11 protein-coding genes, 2 tRNA genes and 3 rRNA genes are annotated in these 18343 nt (G+C 62.6%); 1 reads left to right on the top strand and 15 read right to left on the bottom strand.

All coding sequences use genetic code 11. The features are described from left to right. Positions 1-7 precede the first annotated feature (7 nt). From ACJ7IV_RS02510 to ilvC, 11 genes are all read right to left on the bottom strand, one after another. Complete coding sequence (locus tag ACJ7IV_RS02510) at positions 8-379, bottom strand: diacylglycerol kinase (RefSeq protein WP_483865617.1); 372 nt, start codon at positions 377-379, stop codon at positions 8-10. Positions 380-410: 31 nt separating this feature from the next. Beyond that, positions 411-1850: a D-alanyl-D-alanine carboxypeptidase/D-alanyl-D-alanine endopeptidase gene (gene dacB / locus ACJ7IV_RS02505; protein ID WP_483865616.1), complete on the bottom strand. Its 1440-nt coding sequence runs from the start codon at positions 1848-1850 to the stop codon at positions 411-413. Positions 1851-1890: 40 nt separating this feature from the next. After that, a complete protein-coding gene (locus tag ACJ7IV_RS02500; protein WP_205743475.1) occupies positions 1891-2223 on the bottom strand; it encodes a DMT family transporter in 333 nt (110 codons plus the stop codon). Then, a complete protein-coding gene (trmB, locus tag ACJ7IV_RS02495; RefSeq protein WP_483865615.1) occupies positions 2220-2921 on the bottom strand; it encodes a tRNA (guanine(46)-N(7))-methyltransferase TrmB in 702 nt (233 codons plus the stop codon). Before trmB ends, ACJ7IV_RS02500 begins: the two co-directional genes overlap by 4 nt. Positions 2922-3137: 216 nt before the next feature. Then, positions 3138-3253 (bottom strand): 5S ribosomal RNA (rrf, locus tag ACJ7IV_RS02490). Between the two features lie 81 nt (positions 3254-3334). Next, positions 3335-6221, bottom strand: a 23S ribosomal RNA gene (locus ACJ7IV_RS02485). Positions 6222-6439: 218 nt separating this feature from the next. Then, a tRNA-Ala gene (locus ACJ7IV_RS02480) sits at positions 6440-6515 on the bottom strand. An 86-nt stretch (positions 6516-6601) separates the two neighbouring features. Then, positions 6602-6678, bottom strand: a tRNA-Ile gene (locus tag ACJ7IV_RS02475). A 95-nt stretch (positions 6679-6773) separates the two neighbouring features. Further along, positions 6774-8312, bottom strand: a 16S ribosomal RNA gene (locus ACJ7IV_RS02470). Together the 16S, 23S and 5S rRNA genes with 2 tRNA genes alongside form the textbook arrangement of a ribosomal RNA operon. 601 nt (positions 8313-8913) lie before the next feature. After that, entirely contained in the window at positions 8914-9783 is an 870-nt protein-coding gene (pssA, locus tag ACJ7IV_RS02465; protein ID WP_483865614.1) for a CDP-diacylglycerol--serine O-phosphatidyltransferase, read from the bottom strand. Between the two features lie 148 nt (positions 9784-9931). Then, positions 9932-10948 carry a ketol-acid reductoisomerase gene (gene ilvC, locus ACJ7IV_RS02460; RefSeq protein WP_483865613.1) on the bottom strand — a complete coding sequence of 339 codons (1017 nt, stop codon included), beginning with the start codon at positions 10946-10948 and terminating at the stop codon, positions 9932-9934. 174 nt (positions 10949-11122) lie between these two features. Between ilvC and ilvY the strand changes: the two genes are divergently transcribed. Further along, positions 11123-12010 carry an HTH-type transcriptional activator IlvY gene (gene ilvY / locus ACJ7IV_RS02455; protein WP_483865612.1) on the top strand — a complete coding sequence of 296 codons (888 nt, stop codon included), beginning with the start codon at positions 11123-11125 and terminating at the stop codon, positions 12008-12010. 76 nt (positions 12011-12086) lie between these two features. Here ilvY and ilvN read toward each other — a convergent pair whose 3' ends face one another. The 4 genes from ilvN to pgeF all read right to left on the bottom strand — a co-directional run bounded on the left by ilvN (position 12087) and on the right by pgeF (position 18332). Then, positions 12087-12578, bottom strand: a complete 492-nt coding sequence (gene ilvN, locus ACJ7IV_RS02450) for an acetolactate synthase small subunit (protein ID WP_483865611.1) — start codon at positions 12576-12578, stop codon at positions 12087-12089. After that, positions 12578-14302: an acetolactate synthase 3 large subunit gene (locus ACJ7IV_RS02445; protein ID WP_483865610.1), complete on the bottom strand. Its 1725-nt coding sequence runs from the start codon at positions 14300-14302 to the stop codon at positions 12578-12580. The genes ilvN and ACJ7IV_RS02445 overlap by 1 nt, the downstream gene beginning before the upstream one ends. A 536-nt stretch (positions 14303-14838) precedes the next feature. After that, entirely contained in the window at positions 14839-17421 is a 2583-nt protein-coding gene (clpB, locus tag ACJ7IV_RS02440; RefSeq protein WP_483865609.1) for an ATP-dependent chaperone ClpB, read from the bottom strand. 155 nt (positions 17422-17576) lie between these two features. Then, positions 17577-18332, bottom strand: coding sequence for a peptidoglycan editing factor PgeF (pgeF, locus tag ACJ7IV_RS02435; RefSeq protein ID WP_483865608.1), 756 nt, complete (start codon positions 18330-18332; stop codon positions 17577-17579). Positions 18333-18343: the final 11 nt, after the last annotated feature.

Raw genomic sequence — 18343 nt, 5'->3', positions numbered from 1 at the left:
CGGCGTATCAGCCGAAGAATTTCTGTCCCAGCAGCAACAGCCAGGTCAGACCGGCCAGCAACAGCGACAGCATGACGGCGGCGGAGCCGAGGTCCTTGGCGCGCCCGGAGAGCTCGTGACGTTCGGGACCGATACGGTCCACGACGCTCTCGATGGCGCTGTTGAGCAGTTCCACGATCAGCACGATCGCGCAACTGCCGAGCAGCAGGGTCCACTCCACCGGCCCATCGCCGACCCACCAGACCAGCGGCAGCAGCAGCAGGCAGAGGGTCAGCTCCTGTCGAAACGCCGACTCGTGGCGCCAGGCGGCCTTCAGCCCCTTCAGCGAGTAACGGGTGGAGTGCACGAGGTGACGCCAGCCGGTATATCCGGGTTTCATCGTCGATTCCTTGGAGTATTGGCCAGGCCGCTCAATGGTTGTCGATCATCTGCTCGAGGTCCAGCGCCAGGGGGTCCAGCACCTCCGGCCAGCTCAGGTAGGGGGTGCTGCCCGTGCCGTTGACCAGCACGCTGAAGGCCCCCCAGCGACCGCTGGCGGTACGGAAGTAGCCGCTCACCGCACGCACCGTCACCGGCTGGTTGAGGGTGCCGGTCTTGAGCATCACATGGCGCTGGAAGGTATCGGAGCCACGCCGGATGAAGCGCATGACCCCATTGGCCGGGGACTGCAGGGTCGCCGCGAAACTGGGGAACAGGGAGGGACGGTGGTAGAGGCTGTCCAGCAGCGCATTGGCACCGCGGGCCGAGGTGCGGTTCTCCGGTGTCAGTCCACTGCCGCTGAGCAGGGTCACCGGGCCGTGGTCCGGGATGCCGGCCACGAAGGCCTCGATGGCGGCTCCGCCTGAGCGCAGGTCGGCGCGGGGCGTCTCCACCAGGTTCAGGGTCAGCATGTCGGCCATGTAGTTGTTTGAGTAGTGCATGGCGCGCAGCAGCAGCTCCTGCAGCGGCTTGCCATCCACGGCGGCCAGTGTTGCCGCGGCGGGTGGCGGAGACGCCTGGGTGGTATCCGCCCCGCCGGTGACAGTGATCCCCGACTGGTCGAGCATCGCCAGCAGCGTCAACGCCATCTGGTCGGCCGGATCGGAGCTGGCCCGGTAGATATCGCGCGGGTGGGCATTGGTGGAGATCTGGCCGCTGAGCAGCATCACGTCACGCCCGTCACGGGTCACGCGCTCGGCGCTGATCTGGGTGCCGCTGTTGTCCGGGCGAGTCACCACCCGGTTGTCGATGGCCAGGATGGCCGCCTGGCTATCGCAGCCGGTGACATTCGCCGGTTCGCCGGGCGCCTCCGCCGGAGCCACGTTGACGCACCAGTTGCCATAATTGACCCCGGCCGAGGAGAGCAGCGCACTATAGGCGTGACGGGTACGCTGGCGGGCCTCGCAGCGGTCGGTGGTGATGCACTCCACCGGCCCGAAGCGCCACTGGCTGACCAGCAGCCTGCCGCTCACCTCACGCACCCCCGCCTGGTACAGCCGCTGCACCAGGCGCCACAGGTCTTCGGTGGTCAGCGCCGGTTCGCCACCGCCATCGAGGATCAGGTCGCCATGCAGGACACCCTCGGCATCCGGACGCGCCTCGCTGACCAGCCGCGTGGTGAAACGGTGCTGAGGTCCCCAGCGATCCAGGGCCGCCGCGGCCAGGTAGCTCTTGCTCACCGAGGCGGGGGATAGCTGTCGCTCCGGCTCGATGGCCGCCAGCACGCTATCATCATCCAGCAGCCGCGCCTCGGCACTGAGATGAAACCCCTTGTCCGTCAGACGAGAGACGCTATCGAAGCCGGCTGCCTGTACGGGCAGGGCGAGAGTCAGCGGCAGGATGAGGGCAGCAAGGCGAAAAAGGCGGCGCATGGCAGGGCTCGTTCAAGGAAGTTGTGTTGTGTCGTGGACGTCAGTGGGCCGAGACGGAAGAGAACAGCTGAATCACTGCAACGCCACCGATGATCATGGCGATCCCCAGGAGTGCCGGCAGGTCCGGCTTCTCGCCATAGAGCACGACGCCCGCCACGGTCACCAGCACGATGCCGAGGCCCGCCCAGATCGCATAGGCGATGCCCACCGGGATGGTGCGTAACACCAGAGCCAGCAGATAGAAGGCCAGAGCATAACCCACCACCACGGTCACGCTCGGCCACAGCTTGGTGAACCCTTCCGAGGCCTTCAGGGCGGTGGTACCCACCACCTCGGCGACGATCGCCAGGGCCAGGTAGACGAATGCCATCAATGCTCTCCTTGCTCTGCGGGAACCAGTGCGGGGTCGGGCGACAGCTCGGCCACCAGCCGCCACAGCGGCTGACCGCTGACGTGGTACTTCCTCTCGAAGGGCGTCAGGTAAGTCTCGCCGGGAGCGTGAGGCTCCACGGCCGCCTCCACCCCGGTGGCCTGCTGCAGCGCCAGGCAGAACTCCTCCAGATAGAGCCGCCAGTTCGAGCGCAGCTCCAGGCGACCGCCCAGGGCCAGGATGAAGGGCAACACCGGGTGGCCATGCCAGCGCAGCTTGAGAAGCGACGCCTTGGGATAGGGATTCGGATAGAGCAGGTAGTGACGAGCCGGCTGCCAGCCTGCCCGGAAGGCGAGTCGCCAGAAATCCACCAGATCGGCGCGTACCAGCAGCGCATTGTCAGGCAGTGGACCGTGCTCCCGAGTCAGCCGACTGTCGCTGCGATCGACGCCGATCACCACATGGTCGGGAAAGGCCTCCGCCAGCCGGCGAGTGGAAATGCCCACTCCGCAGCCAGCATCCAGGATCAGCGGCATGTCGCTGCGCGCCTCTCGCCAGCGCGCAGCGGAGGCGAAGGCCTCACGGGTGTGCTCGGCGACCGGCTTGCGCCACGGGTGCTGCAGGGCCCGCGACACGCGCGCCTCGAGCCCCTGGTGCGGGCCCGCCTGGTTGGTGACGATGCGGCGAGAAGTGGCTTGCATGACGACCTGCTGCGACGTGAAACGAGCGCTGATTCTACCAGCCCCACCAGGCCGCCGCATGACAGCCCGAACGCAAAAAGCCCCGAGCATCTCACGATGCTCGGGGCTTTTCTGAATAAGTGCCTGACGATGATCCCGGCGGCACTCCGGGACTCTCCATGGGGAGACCCCTGGAACGACGAAACCCCAGCCATGGGCTGGGGTTTCTGAATAAGTGCCTGACGATGACCTACTCTCACATGGGGAGACCCCACACTACCATCGGCGCTGAGCGGTTTCACTGCTGAGTTCGGCATGGGATCAGGTGGTTCACGCTCGCTATGGTCGTCAGGCGAAAAACGGTGATTCATGCTGACGAGACACGTCTCTGCGTATCCGGTGTCGTGGGTCATCACAGACCCCTTGGGTGTTATATGGTCAAGCCTCACGGGCCATTAGTACCGGTTAGCTCAACGCCTTGCAGCGCTTCCACATCCGGCCTATCAACCAGCTGGTCTCGCTGGGCCCTTCAGGAGGCTCAAGGCCTCGGGGAGATCTCATCTTGAAGGGGGCTTCCCGCTTAGATGCCTTCAGCGGTTATCCTGTCCGCACATAGCTACCCGGCAATGCCACTGGCGTGACAACCGGAACACCAGAGGTGCGTCCACTCCGGTCCTCTCGTACTAGGAGCAGCTCTTCTCAAATCTCCAACGCCCACGGCAGATAGGGACCGAACTGTCTCACGACGTTCTAAACCCAGCTCGCGTACCACTTTAAATGGCGAACAGCCATACCCTTGGGACCGACTTCAGCCCCAGGATGTGATGAGCCGACATCGAGGTGCCAAACACCGCCGTCGATGTGAACTCTTGGGCGGTATCAGCCTGTTATCCCCGGAGTACCTTTTATCCGTTGAGCGATGGCCCTTCCATACAGAACCACCGGATCACTAGAACCTACTTTCGTACCTGCTCGACGTGTCTGTCTCGCAGTCAAGCACCCTTATGCTCTTGCACTCACTGCACGATTTCCAACCGTGCTGAGGGTACCTTCGTGCTCCTCCGTTACGCTTTGGGAGGAGACCGCCCCAGTCAAACTACCCACCACACACGGTCCTCGATCCGGATAACGGACCTGAGTTAGAACGCCAATGATGCCAGGCTGGTATTTCAAGGTTGGCTCCACCCGAACTGGCGTCCGGGTTTCCAAGCCTCCCAGCTATCCTACACAAGCAACATCAGCGTCCAGTGTGAAGCTATAGTAAAGGTTCACGGGGTCTTTCCGTCTAGCCGCGGGTACACAGCATCTTCACTGCGATTTCAATTTCACTGAGTCTCGGGTGGAGACAGCGTGGCCATCATTACGCCATTCGTGCAGGTCGGAACTTACCCGACAAGGAATTTCGCTACCTTAGGACCGTTATAGTTACGGCCGCCGTTTACCGGGGCTTCGATCAAGAGCTTCGCTTGCGCTAACACCATCACTTAACCTTCCGGCACCGGGCAGGCGTCATACCCTATACGTCCGCTTACGCGTTTGCAGAGTACTGTGTTTTTAATAAACAGTTGCAGCCACCTGGTATCTTCGACCGCCTCGTGCTCCGGCCGCAGGGCCTTCACACTAACGCGGCGTGCCTTCTCCCGAAGTTACGGCACCATTTTGCCTAGTTCCTTCACCCGAGTTCTCTCAAGCGCCTTGGGATTCTCACCCTGACCACCTGTGTCGGTTTGGGGTACGGTCCCACTGTATCTGAAGCTTAGAGGCTTTTCCTGGAAGCGTGGCATCGATGACTTCCTGACCGTGGTCAGTTCGTCTCGTCTCTCGGCCTTGAGGATCCGGATTTGCCTGAATCCTCAGCCTACTGACTTTCACCAGGACTACCAACGCCTGGCTCACCTAGCCTTCTCCGTCCCCCCATCGCAATACAGTGAGGTACGGGAATATTAACCCGTTTCCCATCGACTACGCCTTTCGGCCTCGCCTTAGGGGCCGACTCACTCTGCTCCGATTAGCGTCGAACAGAAACCCTTGGTCTTCCGGCGGGGGAGTTTTTCACTCCCCTTGTCGTTACTCATGTCAGCATTCGCACTCGTGATACCTCCAGCAGACCTCTCGATCCACCTTCATCGGCTTACACGACGCTCCTCTACCGCTCGTCATTCGACGAACCCGTAGCTTCGGTACCTGGTTTGAGCCCCGTTATATCTTCCGCGCAGGCCGACTCGACTAGTGAGCTATTACGCTTTCTTTAAAGGATGGCTGCTTCTAAGCCAACCTCCTAGCTGTCTGAGCCTTCCCACATCGTTTCCCACTTAACCAGGATTTCGGGACCTTAGCTGACGGTCTGGGTTGTTTCCCTTTTCACAACGGACGTTAGCACCCGCTGTGTGTCTCCCACGCGTCACTCACCGGTATTCGGAGTTTGCCTCGGGTTGGTAAGTCGGGATGACCCCCTAGCCGAAACAGTGCTCTACCCCCGGCGGTGCTACGTGAGGCGCTACCTAAATAGCTTTCGAGGAGAACCAGCTATCTCCGGGCTTGATTAGCCTTTCACTCCGATCCACAAGTCATCCAAATCTTTTTCAACAGATCCTGGTTCGGTCCTCCAGTTGATGTTACTCAACCTTCAACCTGCTCATGGATAGATCGCCCGGTTTCGGGTCTATTCCCAGCGACTGGTCGCCCAGTTAAGACTCGGTTTCCCTACGCCTCCCCTATACGGTTAAGCTCGCCACTGAAAATAAGTCGCTGACCCATTATACAAAAGGTACGCGGTCACATGACATGCATGCTCCCACTGCTTGTACGCATACGGTTTCAGGATCTATTTCACTCCCCTCTCCGGGGTTCTTTTCGCCTTTCCCTCACGGTACTGGTTCACTATCGGTCAGCCAGGAGTATTTAGCCTTGGAGGATGGTCCCCCCGTCTTCAGTCAAGGTTTCTCGTGCCCCGACCTACTCGATTTCACATGATCAGATTTTCGACTACGGGGCTGTCACCCACTATGGCCGCGCTTCCCAACGCGTTCGTCTAATCAGTCACATGCTTAAGGGCTGGTCCCCGTTCGCTCGCCGCTACTGGGGGAATCTCGGTTGATTTCTTTTCCTCAGGGTACTTAGATGTTTCAGTTCCCCTGGTTCGCCTCCCGACACCTATGTATTCAGTGCGGGATACCCAGCTTACACTGGGTGGGTTTCCCCATTCAGAGATGCCCGGGTCACAGGTTGTTTGCCACCTCGCCGAGCCTTATCGCAGGCTTCCACGTCTTTCATCGCCTCTGGCTGCCTAGGCATCCACCGTATGCGCTTCATCGCTTGACCATATAACCCCAAAGGGTCTGGTCCGCGATGACACACGACATTGCCGGATACGCTTGAGACGTATCTCGTGTTCTTTCCTTGCGGAAAGAACGTTTGTCAGCATGAATCACATTGTTAAAGAGCAGACTGTCAATCGACAGTCATAAACCGCTCATTGCGCTGTGCAAGGATGGCTTATGACTGCAGATCCGATCAGGTCAGACTGTGGGGATGGGAGATGGTGGAGCCTAGCGGGATCGAACCGCTGACCTCCTGCGTGCAAGGCAGGCGCTCTCCCAGCTGAGCTAAGGCCCCGAAGATAATTTGTGTGAGACAAGGCGCTTCGATGCGACGCATAGCCTGCTATGCGAGTGTCGGAGCAACGCAGTATCACGCAAATTTGGTGGGTCTGGGCAGATTTGAACTGCCGACCTCACCCTTATCAGGGGTGCGCTCTAACCAACTGAGCTACAGACCCGGCTAAACCACTGGGTCCACGACCCAAACAGTCTTTTGCTCTGGTCGATCAGGTAATTCATTGTGAGCACTTGCCGACAGTCGGGGACATATCGGTAAGGAGGTGATCCAGCCGCAGGTTCCCCTACGGCTACCTTGTTACGACTTCACCCCAGTCATGAACCACACCGTGGTGATCGCCCTCCGAAGTTAGGCTAACCACTTCTGGTGCAGTCCACTCCCATGGTGTGACGGGCGGTGTGTACAAGGCCCGGGAACGTATTCACCGTGACATTCTGATTCACGATTACTAGCGATTCCGACTTCACGGAGTCGAGTTGCAGACTCCGATCCGGACTGAGACCGGCTTTTCGGGATTAGCTCCACCTCGCGGCTTCGCAACCCTTTGTACCGGCCATTGTAGCACGTGTGTAGCCCTACTCGTAAGGGCCATGATGACCTGACGTCGTCCCCACCTTCCTCCGGTTTGTCACCGGCAGTCTCCCTAGAGTTCCCACCATTACGTGCTGGCAAATAGGGACAAGGGTTGCGCTCGTTACGGGACTTAACCCAACATTTCACAACACGAGCTGACGACGGCCATGCAGCACCTGTCTGTGCGTTCCCGAAGGCACCAATCCATCTCTGGAAAGTTCGCACGATGTCAAGAGTAGGTAAGGTTCTTCGCGTTGCATCGAATTAAACCACATGCTCCACCGCTTGTGCGGGCCCCCGTCAATTCATTTGAGTTTTAACCTTGCGGCCGTACTCCCCAGGCGGTCGACTTATCGCGTTAACTGCGCCACAAAGGTCACAAGGACCCCAACGGCTAGTCGACATCGTTTACGGCGTGGACTACCAGGGTATCTAATCCTGTTTGCTACCCACGCTTTCGCACCTCAGCGTCAGTGTCAGTCCAGAAGGCCGCCTTCGCCACTGGTATTCCTCCCGATCTCTACGCATTTCACCGCTACACCGGGAATTCTACCTTCCTCTCCTGCACTCTAGCCTGACAGTTCCGGATGCCGTTCCCAGGTTGAGCCCGGGGCTTTCACAACCGGCTTATCACGCCGCCTACGCGCGCTTTACGCCCAGTAATTCCGATTAACGCTCGCACCCTCCGTATTACCGCGGCTGCTGGCACGGAGTTAGCCGGTGCTTCTTCTGTGGGTGATGTCCTCCCTCGAGGGTATTGGCCCCGAGGATTTCTTCCCCACTGAAAGTGCTTTACAACCCGAAAGCCTTCTTCACACACGCGGCATGGCTGGATCAGGCTTTCGCCCATTGTCCAATATTCCCCACTGCTGCCTCCCGTAGGAGTTCGGGCCGTGTCTCAGTCCCGATGTGGCTGATCATCCTCTCAGACCAGCTACGGATCGCGGCCTTGGTGAGCCATTACCTCACCAACTAGCTAATCCGACATAGGCTCATCCGATAGCGCAAGGTCCGAAGATCCCCTGCTTTCTCCCGTAGGACGTATGCGGTATTAGCCTGGGTTTCCCCAGGTTATCCCCCACTACCGGGCAGATTCCTATGCATTACTCACCCGTCCGCCGCTCGACGCCTGGAAGCAAGCTTCCATCGTTTCCGCTCGACTTGCATGTGTTAGGCCTGCCGCCAGCGTTCAATCTGAGCCATGATCAAACTCTTCAGTTTAAGATCATAAGTGCTTGAAGTAGCACCAAACTTGGCTCAAGGTTCAAACGTTCTCAAATAGATCCGAAGATCTATGACGAGTCGCTTGCCTTGATGGTTCAATGACATGATCACCGAGCCATCGACAAGCGCCCACATGAATTACCTGATCGATTGTTAAAGAGCGGCTTCAAACCCTATTGGGTGAAGCGTCTCGCTTGCTGCCGGCCGGAGCGAACTCCGTGTCGCCAGCGCCCTGCGAGGAAGACGTATTCTACCGATTCGCCTCAGCGTGTCAAGCGGTGGTTGGCGATGCGCTGCATCCCGTCCGTGTTTCCGCTGACCGCCCATCTCTTCCTGCCGAGATGGCTGCGAATCCAGTGGCGAACATTCTATCGGACGTGCCGCGATTGTCAATCGGAATACTTCGAAGCGATTCGAAAAACCCCATGCAGAACAATCACTTCTGCCACCTCCACCGCCTGCAACGTGTGCCCGTCGCCGGCAGCGGATGCGTACTTTACGGCTTTCCCCGGCGGCGTGCAATACCTTCGGATAAAAAGTTTCAGAAACGACGACGCCCGCTGATCGCGGGCGTCGGTTTACACGGGATCGAGAGGGTTCAGTCCAGTGGCGGAGCATGGCGCAGCTTGCGCATCACCGCCATCACCGGACCGGAAACCACGTAGGTCGCGAATAGCAGCAGCAGCATCACCGAGGGCTCCACGCTGATCACCACGAAGCCCAGCACGATGGCCAGCAGCACCACGAAGGGCACAGGCCCCTTGAGATCGATATCCTTGAAGCTGTAGTAGCGGATATTGCTGACCATCAGCACGCCGGCGGCGCCGACGATGACCAGCATCAGCAGCTTGAACCCGAAGGCCTCGGCATCGAAGCTATGGAAGGTCCACACACTGGCAGCCACCAGCGCCGCCGCCGAGGGGCTGGGCAGGCCGATGAACCACTTCTTGTCGACGCTGCCGATCTGCACATTGAAGCGTGCCAGACGCAGGGCAGCGCAGGCCACATAGAGGAAGGCCACCACCCAGCCGGTCTTGCCGATATCCTGGAGGATCCAGGTGAAGGCGACCAGTGCCGGCGCCACCCCGAAGGAGAGCATGTCGGAGAGACTGTCATACTCCGCTCCGAAGGCACTCTGAGTGTTGGTCATCCGGGCCACGCGACCATCCAGGCCGTCGAGCACCATGGCGATGAAGATCGCCACGGAGGCGGCGGTGAAATCGCCGTTGATGCCGGCAATCACCGCAAAGAAGCCGGCGAACAGCGCCGAGGTGGTGAAGAGATTGGGCAGCAGGTAGATGCCCTTGCGCCTGACGGTGCGGCCATCCTCTTCGGCCTCCTCGATCACCTCCGTCTCGCGCAGGAAGACCGACGCAAGATCCTCATCCTGGGGGGACTCCTCTTCCCGGGGCGGCCCCTCGCTGTGGGGCGAGACATCATGCTCGTTGCTGCGGGGATCCTGACTCATCGTCTCATCCGTTGCCTGGAAATCATGGGGCCATTCTTGCACGGCCACCCATGGGCGCAAAGCCGACCATGCCACCTGACACTGTCCGGAAACGACCAGGGGCGCGGTTACCCGCGCCCCTGATCCTCGTCTCGAGTCGCAGACTCGATCAGTTCTTGCTCTTGTCCACCAGCTGGTTGGCCGCGATCCACGGCATCATGCCGCGCAGCTTGGCACCCACCTGCTCGATCTGGTGCTCGGCGTTCAGACGACGACGCGCGGTCATGGAGGGGTAGTTGCTGTTGCCCTCGTTGATGAACATCTTGGCGTATTCGCCGGTCTGGATGCGCTTGAGCGCATTGCGCATGGCGGCGCGGGACTGCTCGTTGATCACCTCGGTGCCGGTCACGTACTCGCCATACTCCGCGTTGTTGGAGATGGAGTAGTTCATGTTGGCGATGCCGCCCTCGTACATCAGGTCGACGATCAGCTTGAGCTCGTGCAGGCACTCGAAGTAGGCCATCTCCGGGGCGTAACCTGCCTCGGTGAGGGTTTCGAAGCCGGCCTTGACCAGCTCCACGGCGCCGCCGCAAAGCACGGCTTGCTCGCCGAACAGGTCGGTCTCGGTCTCGTCCTTGAAGGTGGTCTCGATGATGCCGCTGCGACCGCCGCCGATGGCCGCCGCGTAGGAAAGGGAGAGCTCCTTGGCGTTGCCGGTGGCGTCCTGATGGATGGCGATCAGGTCCGGAATGCCGCCCCCACGCACGAACTCGGAGCGCACGGTATGGCCCGGGGCCTTGGGTGCAATCATCACCACGTCCAGATCCTTGCGCGGCTCGATCTGGTTGTAGTGGATATTGAAGCCGTGGGCGAAGGCCAGAGTGGCGCCCTGCTTCAGGTTGGGCTCGACCTGGTTCTCGTAGATCGCCTTCTGGTTCTCGTCCGGGGCCAGGATCATCACCACATCGGCGCTCTTGCACGCCTCCTCGACGGAAGCGACCTTGAGGCCGGCGCCTTCAGCCTTGGCAGCGGAGGAGGAGCCTTCACGCAGGGCGACGGTGACGTCGACGCCGGACTCCTTGAGGTTGTTGGCGTGGGCATGGCCCTGGGAACCGTAGCCCACGATGGTGACCTTCTTGCCCTGGATGAGGGAGAGGTCGCAATCCTTGTCATAGTAAACGTGCATGTCGTGCTCCTGAAAACATGAAGAGAGTGAGAGTGTCAGCGTTGATGGCCACCCGCCCCGTCTGACGCGGGACTGAGTTCGCGGCATCCGATGGCCTAACCATACGCCAGCCCCGCCATTGCGTAAAACGCGATATTTGCAACAATATATCCCGAAATATGCAATAGTCTTTGCATGGACATGCGACCCCTCAACCACTTCCTCGCCCTGGCCGACACCCTGCACTTCGGACGCGCCAGCGAGGCATGCCACGTCAGCACCTCCACCCTCTCTCGCTCCATCCGCCAGCTGGAGGAGAGCCTGGGGGTGACCCTGTTTGAACGCGACAACCGCCACGTCGCCCTCACCCGCCAGGGCGAGACCTTCCAGCACTATGCCCGGGAGACCCTGGAGCGCTGGGAGGAGCTGCGCCTGTCGCTGATGAGCGAGGCCCGACGGCTCACCGGCGAGATCAGCGTCTACTGCTCGGTCACTGCCAGCTACAGCTTCCTCTACGAGCTGCTCAGCGAGTTCCGCAGTCGCCACCCCGGCATCGAGCTCAAGCTGCATACCGGCGACCCCGCCGAGGCGATGAGCCGTGTGCTGGCCGGGGACGAAGACATGGCGATCACCCCGCGTCCGCGTCAGACCCCGGAGGCGCTGGCCTTCAAGTCGCTGACCCGGGCGCCGCTGGTGTTCATCGCTCCCCGGGAAACACCCGACTGGATCCCACCCACGCCGGAGTCACCCAGCGCCGAGCAGTGGCGCGAGGTACCCATGATCCTCTCCGAAGCCGGCCTGTCACGCAGCCATGCCGATACCTGGTTCCGGGCGCTGGGCGTGACGCCGCGGATCTATGCCCAGGTGGCCGGCCACGAGGCGATCGTCAGCATGGTGGGGCTGGGCTTCGGCATCGGCGTGGTGCCCAGGATCGTGCTCGACAACAGCCCGCTGCGCGAGCGGGTGCGCGTACTCCCGGTGAAGCCGGAACTGCCGCACTATGACGTCGGCCTCTGCGTGCTTGAGCGACGCCTGCGCAGCCCGCTGATCCGCGCGCTCTGGGACGAGGTGGTGGAACGCTGAGCCGGGCCCAGACGCACGAAGGCCGCTCCTCGGGGCGGCCTTGTCGTTGCAGCAGATGGCATTGATGCTGAGCCGGCTACAGGGACAACACTTTCTCCCCGCGGGCAATACCCGACACCCCGGTGCGCGCCACCTCCAGCACCCCCACCGGCTCCATGGCCTGCAGGAAGGCGTCGAGCTTGCCGGCATCGCCGGTGATCTGCACCGTGAACAGGCTCGGCGTCACGTCGACGATCTGCGCGCGGAAGATATCCGCGGTGCGCTTGACCTCGTCGCGGGTCGAGCCCAGCGCCTTCACCTTCACCAGCATCAGCTCGCGCTCGATGTGGTTGCCCTCGGTGAGGTCGACCAGCTTGACCACATCGATCAGCTTGTTGAGGTGCTTGGTGATCTGCTCGATGATCCGGTCGTCGCCCACGGTCGTGACCGTCAGGCGCGACAGGGTCGGATCCTCGGTGGGCGCCACGTTCAGCGTCTCGATGTTGAAGTTACGCTGCGAGAAGAGCCCCACCACGCGAGACAGGGCGCCCGGTTCGTTTTCCATCAGAATCGAGATGATATGGCGCATCAGGTCCGCTCCGTCTTGGAAAGCAGCATGTCACGCATGGAGCCCAGGGGCACCTGCATCGGATAGACGTGCTCGTGCGGGTCGACCGCAACGTCGAGGAATACCAGCTCGTGCTTGTCGGCAAAGGTACGCTCCAGTGCCGGCTCGAGCTCGTCGAGGGTCTCGACCTTCAGCGCGGTGAAGCCATATGACTCGATCAGCTTCTGGAAGTCGGGCAGCGACTCCATGTAGGAGTGCGCATGACGCGACTTGTAGTTGAGGTCCTGCCACTGGCGCACCATGCCCAGCGAGGCATTGTTCAGGTTGACGATCTTCACGCCGCCCCCGAACTGCTTACAGGTGGAGAGCTCCTGCATCATCATCTGGAAGCTGCCCTCGCCGGTGACGCAGATCACCTGCTCGTCGGGGAAGTTCTGCTTGATGCCCATGGCCGCCGGGAAGCCGAAGCCCATGGTGCCCAACCCCCCGGAGGTGATGAAGCGGTTGGGCTTGTCGAACTTGTAGTACTGGGCCGCGAACATCTGGTGCTGGCCCACGTCGGTGGTCACATAGGCCTCGCCGCGGGTGACCCGGCACAGCGCCTCGATCACCTCCTGGGGCTTGATCGTCTCACCGGGCTTCGACGGCTCGTAGAGCTTGCCGGCACGCTCCTCGCGCCAGCCGTCGATCTTCTGCCACCACTCCTGGAGGGCCTCGGGATGGGCGATCTCCTTGCCCTGCACCAGGCTGATCATCTCGCTGATCACGCTGCCCGCCGGCCCCACGATGGGTACATCGGCACGCACGGTCTTGGAGACCGAGCTCGGGTCGATATCCACATGGATGACCTTGGCAGTCGGGCAGAACTTCGAGGTGTTGTTGGTCACGCGGTCGTCGAAGCGAGCGCCGATGGCGATCACCAGGTCGGCATGATGCATGGCCATGTTGGACTCGTAGGAGCCGTGCATGCCCAGCCAGCCCAGGCACTGACGATCGCTCTGGGGGTAGGCACCGATGCCCATCAGGGTGGTGGTGATGGGGTAGCCCAGGCGCTTGACCAGATCGGTCAGCCCCTCGCTGGCCCGCCCGGTGACCACGCCGCCGCCGGTGTAGAACACCGGACGCTTGGCCTTGAGCATCAGCTCCACGGCCTTCTTGATCTGACCGCTGTGACCGCGGGTGACCGGATTGTACGAGCGCATCTTGACCTTCTTCGGGTAGACGTACTCGTAGCGCTCGGTGGGCGCGGTCATGTCTTTGGGAATGTCCACCACCACCGGGCCCGGCCGGCCAGTGGCGGCCAGGTAGTAGGCCTTCTTGAGGACTTCCGGGATCTCGCTCGGGTGCCGGATCGAGAAGCTGTGCTTCACGATCGGCCGGGTCACGCCGACGATGTCGGTCTCCTGGAAGGCATCGTCGCCGATCAGGTGGCTCATCACCTGGCCGCACAGCACCACCATCGGGATCGAATCCATGTAGGCGGTGGCGATGCCGGTGACGGCATTGGTGGCACCGGGACCGGAGGTCACCAGCACCGTGCCCGGCTTGCCGGAGGCCCGGGCATAGCCGTCGGCGGCGTGGGTGGCCGCCTGCTCGTGGCGTACCAGGATGTGCTTGACCTTGTCCTGGCGGAACAGGGCGTCATAGATATGCAGCGCCGCGCCGCCGGGATAGCCATAGATATATTCGACGCCCTCATCCTGCAGGAAGCGGGCGATCATGTCCGCGCCGGAAAGCAATTCCACGTGTTTTTCTCCCCTGGAGGTCTCGAGTGCGATCCGCCTCCGCTGGGGGAGACGGTGTCGAGTGCGGCGGTATGCCGCTGCCGGAAGTACCGGCACCTGATGCCAAACCCTGGCAAGAAGCCCTGTTGGGGCCTGCACTCTCATCACGGCGGTTCGCCGCGGCGGGGCGTTGGCCGACCGGGGCGGTTGGCCCGCGATCGGAAGTCCTTCGGCGAGTAGAGGCCGTGAGGCCTACCCTTCACACGGCGATGGGGGATTGCCCGCTGGGTCCGTGCCCGTATCAGGAAGGGTCAAGATTCCATTAGCACTGTGGCAGTGTCAACCGCGGAAACAGCGTGGGTAGCCCATGACGGGCGATTCGGCAAGGCGGCCTTGCATCCCAGGCGCCATAAAAGAGCCCGTCCGCTCGCGGGGAGGGACGGGCAAGGGGGTTACAGGACGCAACCTGAATCTCAGTGTAGACCGATACCGCCCGGTCGCCCGGGCAGCAAGGTAACGCTTTGTGGCGCTATGTGACGCGGCTTTACCGCGCGGCCTTAGCTCTGGAATACCAGCTGGTCGCCTTCCGCCTCCACATGGATGACGTCGCCCGGTGCGAACTTGCCGGCCAGCAGGTCCTGGGCCAGCGGGTTCTCGATGCGCGCCTGGATCGCCCGCTTGAGCGGCCGGGCACCGAATACCGGGTCGAAACCCGCCTCGGCCAGCAGGGCCAGCGCCGCCTCGCTGACCTCGAGACGCAGGTCGTGCTCGGCGAGCCGTGCACGCAGGCGATCCAGCTGGATCCCGGCGATGGCCTGGATCTGCGCCTGGCCGAGGGCGTGGAACACCACCACCTCGTCGATGCGGTTGATCAGCTCGGGCCGGAAGTGGTCGCCGACTACCGCCATCACCATCTCCTTCATCTGCGCATAGTCCGAGTCATCGCCGCCCATGCGCTGGATGATGTCCGAGCCCATGTTGGAGGTCATCACGATCACCGTGTTGCGGAAGTCCACGGTGCGGCCCTGGCCGTCGGTGAGGCGCCCGTCCTCCAGCACCTGCAGCAGGATATTGAAGACATCCGGGTGGGCCTTCTCCACCTCGTCGAGCAGCAGCACCGAGTAGGGCTTGCGGCGCACCGCCTCGGTCAGATAGCCGCCCTCCTCGTAGCCAACATAGCCGGGAGGTGCGCCGATCAGCCGCGCCACGGAGTGCTTCTCCATGAACTCCGACATGTCGATGCGCACCATCGCCTCCTCGGTGTCGAAGAGGAAGTTGGCCAGCGACTTGCAGAGCTCGGTCTTGCCCACCCCGGTCGGGCCGAGGAACAGGAAAGAGCCGTTGGGCCGGTTGGGGTCGGCCAGCCCGGCACGGGAGCGGCGCACGGCGTTGGCCACCGCGGTCACCGCCTCGTCCTGGCCGATCACCCGTTCGTGCAGCGCCTCTTCCATGCGCAGCAGCTTGTCGCGCTCGCCCTCGAGCATCTTGGACACCGGGATGCCGGTCCAGCGCGAGACCACCTCGGCGATCTCCTCCTCGGTGACACTGGACCGCAGCAGGGTGTGCTTGGAGGTATCGGCCTCCGCCTCGCTGGACTCGGCGATCTTCTTCTCCAGCGCGGGGATCACCCCGTACTGCAGCTCGGACATGCGCCCCAGGTCACCCTGGCGCTTGGCCTGCTCCAGCTCGATGCGGGCCCGCTCGAGCTCCTCCTTGAACTGGCCCGCCCCCTGGATGCTGGCCTTCTCGGCCTTCCAGATCTCGTCAAGGTCCGCGTACTCGCGCTCGAGCTCGTCGATCTGCTCCTCGAGGCTCTCCAGGCGCTTCTTCGAGGCCTCGTCGGTCTCCTTCTTGAGGTGCTCGCGCTCCATCTTCAGCTGGATCAGCCGGCGGTCGAGGCGGTCCATCTCCTCAGGCTTGGAGTCGAGCTCCATGCGGATGCGCGAGGAGGCCTCGTCGATCAGGTCGATGGCCTTGTCGGGGAGCTGGCGGTCGGTGATATAGCGGGTCGAGAGCTTGGCCGCGGCGATGATCGCGCCGTCGGTGATGTCGACCTTGTGGTGCACCTCGTAGCGCTCCTTGAGGCCACGCAGGATCGCCACGGTGTCCTCCTCGGAGGGCTCGTCCACCAGCACCTTCTGGAAGCGGCGCTCCAGGGCGGCGTCCTTCTCGATGTACTTGCGGTATTCGTCCAGGGTGGTGGCACCCACGCAGTGCAACTCGCCGCGGGCCAGCGCCGGCTTGAGCATGTTGCCGGCATCCATGGAGCCCTCGGCCTTGCCGGCGCCGACCATGGTGTGCAGTTCGTCGATGAACAGGATCACCCGGCCCTCCTCCTGGGCCAGCTCCTTGAGCACCGACTTGAGGCGCTCCTCGAACTCGCCACGGAACTTGGCCCCGGCCAGCAGCGCGCCCATGTCCAGCGACAGTACGCGCTTGTCCTTGAGACCCTCGGGCACCTCGCCGTCGACGATGCGCTGGGCCAGCCCCTCGACGATGGCGGTCTTGCCCACGCCGGGCTCGCCGATCAGTACCGGGTTGTTCTTGGTGCGACGCTGCAGCACCTGGATGGTGCGACGGATCTCGTCGTCGCGGCCGATCACCGGGTCGATCTTGCCGCTGGCGGCGCGCTCGTTGAGGTCCAGGGTGTACTTCTCCAGCGCCTCGCGCTGATCCTCGGCATTGGGATCGTCGACCTTCTCGCCGCCGCGCACGCTGTCGACGGCGGTCTCCAGCGACTTGCGGGTGACCCCGGCCTGGGTCAGCAGCTTGGTCACCGCATGCCCCATCTCCAGCGCAGCCAGCAGTACCAGTTCGCTGGCGATGTACTGGTCGCCGCGCTTCTGGGCCTCACGGTCGGTAAGGTTGAACAGCTTGATCAGGTCGCGGGAGGGTTGCACCTCGCCGTCGAAGTTGGCGACCCTAGGCAGGTCGTCGAGGTGGCCCACCAGGCCATCACGCAGCCGGGCAGCATCGCCCCCGGCCTTCTGCACCAGCGCCTTGACGCCGGTATCGGTGGCCTCCAGCAGCGCCAGCAGCAGGTGCCCGGGCTCCAGCTGGTTATGCCCACGCCCCACGGCCAGCGACTGGGCGTCCGCCACGGCGTTCTGCAGCTTGGCGGTGAACTTGTCGAAACGCATAGCAACTTCCTCCATCGGGATGGCGAGGCGGTCGGACGCCCCGCTTGACCCTGTGAATGTCTTGACACCTTCAATGGCGTCAGGCTGGCCGGGTTTCAAGTCGGCCGCCAGGGGAAGTGCGTGACAAGTTGACGCTGGTCAAAGGAGGAAGGGGGCTAGCGCAGCCAAATCACGCTGGCCATGCGGCCGGTGCGGCCGTCATCGCGTCGGTGGGAATAGAAGCGCGGTTCGCAGGCAGTGCAGAAGTGGCCGCCGCTGATATGCGAGACGCCCAGGCGCTCCAGACGCAGGCGCGCCAGGCGATAGAGGTCAGCCATGTAGTGGCCCAGGCGATAGGGGCTGGGATCGAAGGCATCGGCGGCCTCGGGGTGCACGCCGACGAAGGCCTGGTAGACCTCGGGCCCCACCTCAAACTGGGCATTGGAGATTGCCGGCCCCAGCCAGGCCAACTGCTCCTCGGGCGGCACACCCAGCGCGGCCACCGTGGCCTCCAGCACCCCGCCGGCCAGCCCGCGCCAGCCGGCGTGGGCCACCGCCACCCGCTCACCGCGGCGGTCACAGAGGAATACCGGCAGGCAGTCGGCGGTAAGCACCACGCAGGCGTAGTCGCGATCGAAGGCCACCGCGGCATCGGCCTCGGGCGGCTCGGCGGCGTAGGCCTGCTGCACCCGGGCACCATGCACCTGGTTGAGCCACAGCAGCGGGCGCTCCTCGTCGACCTGCTTCTGCAGCAGCCGCCGGCACAGCGCCACATGGTCGGGATTGTCGCCTACATGATCGGCGGGGTTGAAGCAGGCGAAGTCGCCCTGGCTGGGACCGGTCTCGCGAGTGGTGACGAAGGCCCCCACGGAGGTAGGCGCCGGCCAGTCGGGCAGGACCAGGGAGGGCCGCAGGTCGGGGGCATCGCTCATGGCAGTCTCCT

The sequence above is a fragment of the Halomonas sp. C10-5 genome (genome assembly GCF_057169305.1).
The sequence above is the reverse complement of the archived record's forward strand: the minus strand, read 5'-3'. Positions and strand labels throughout refer to the sequence as shown.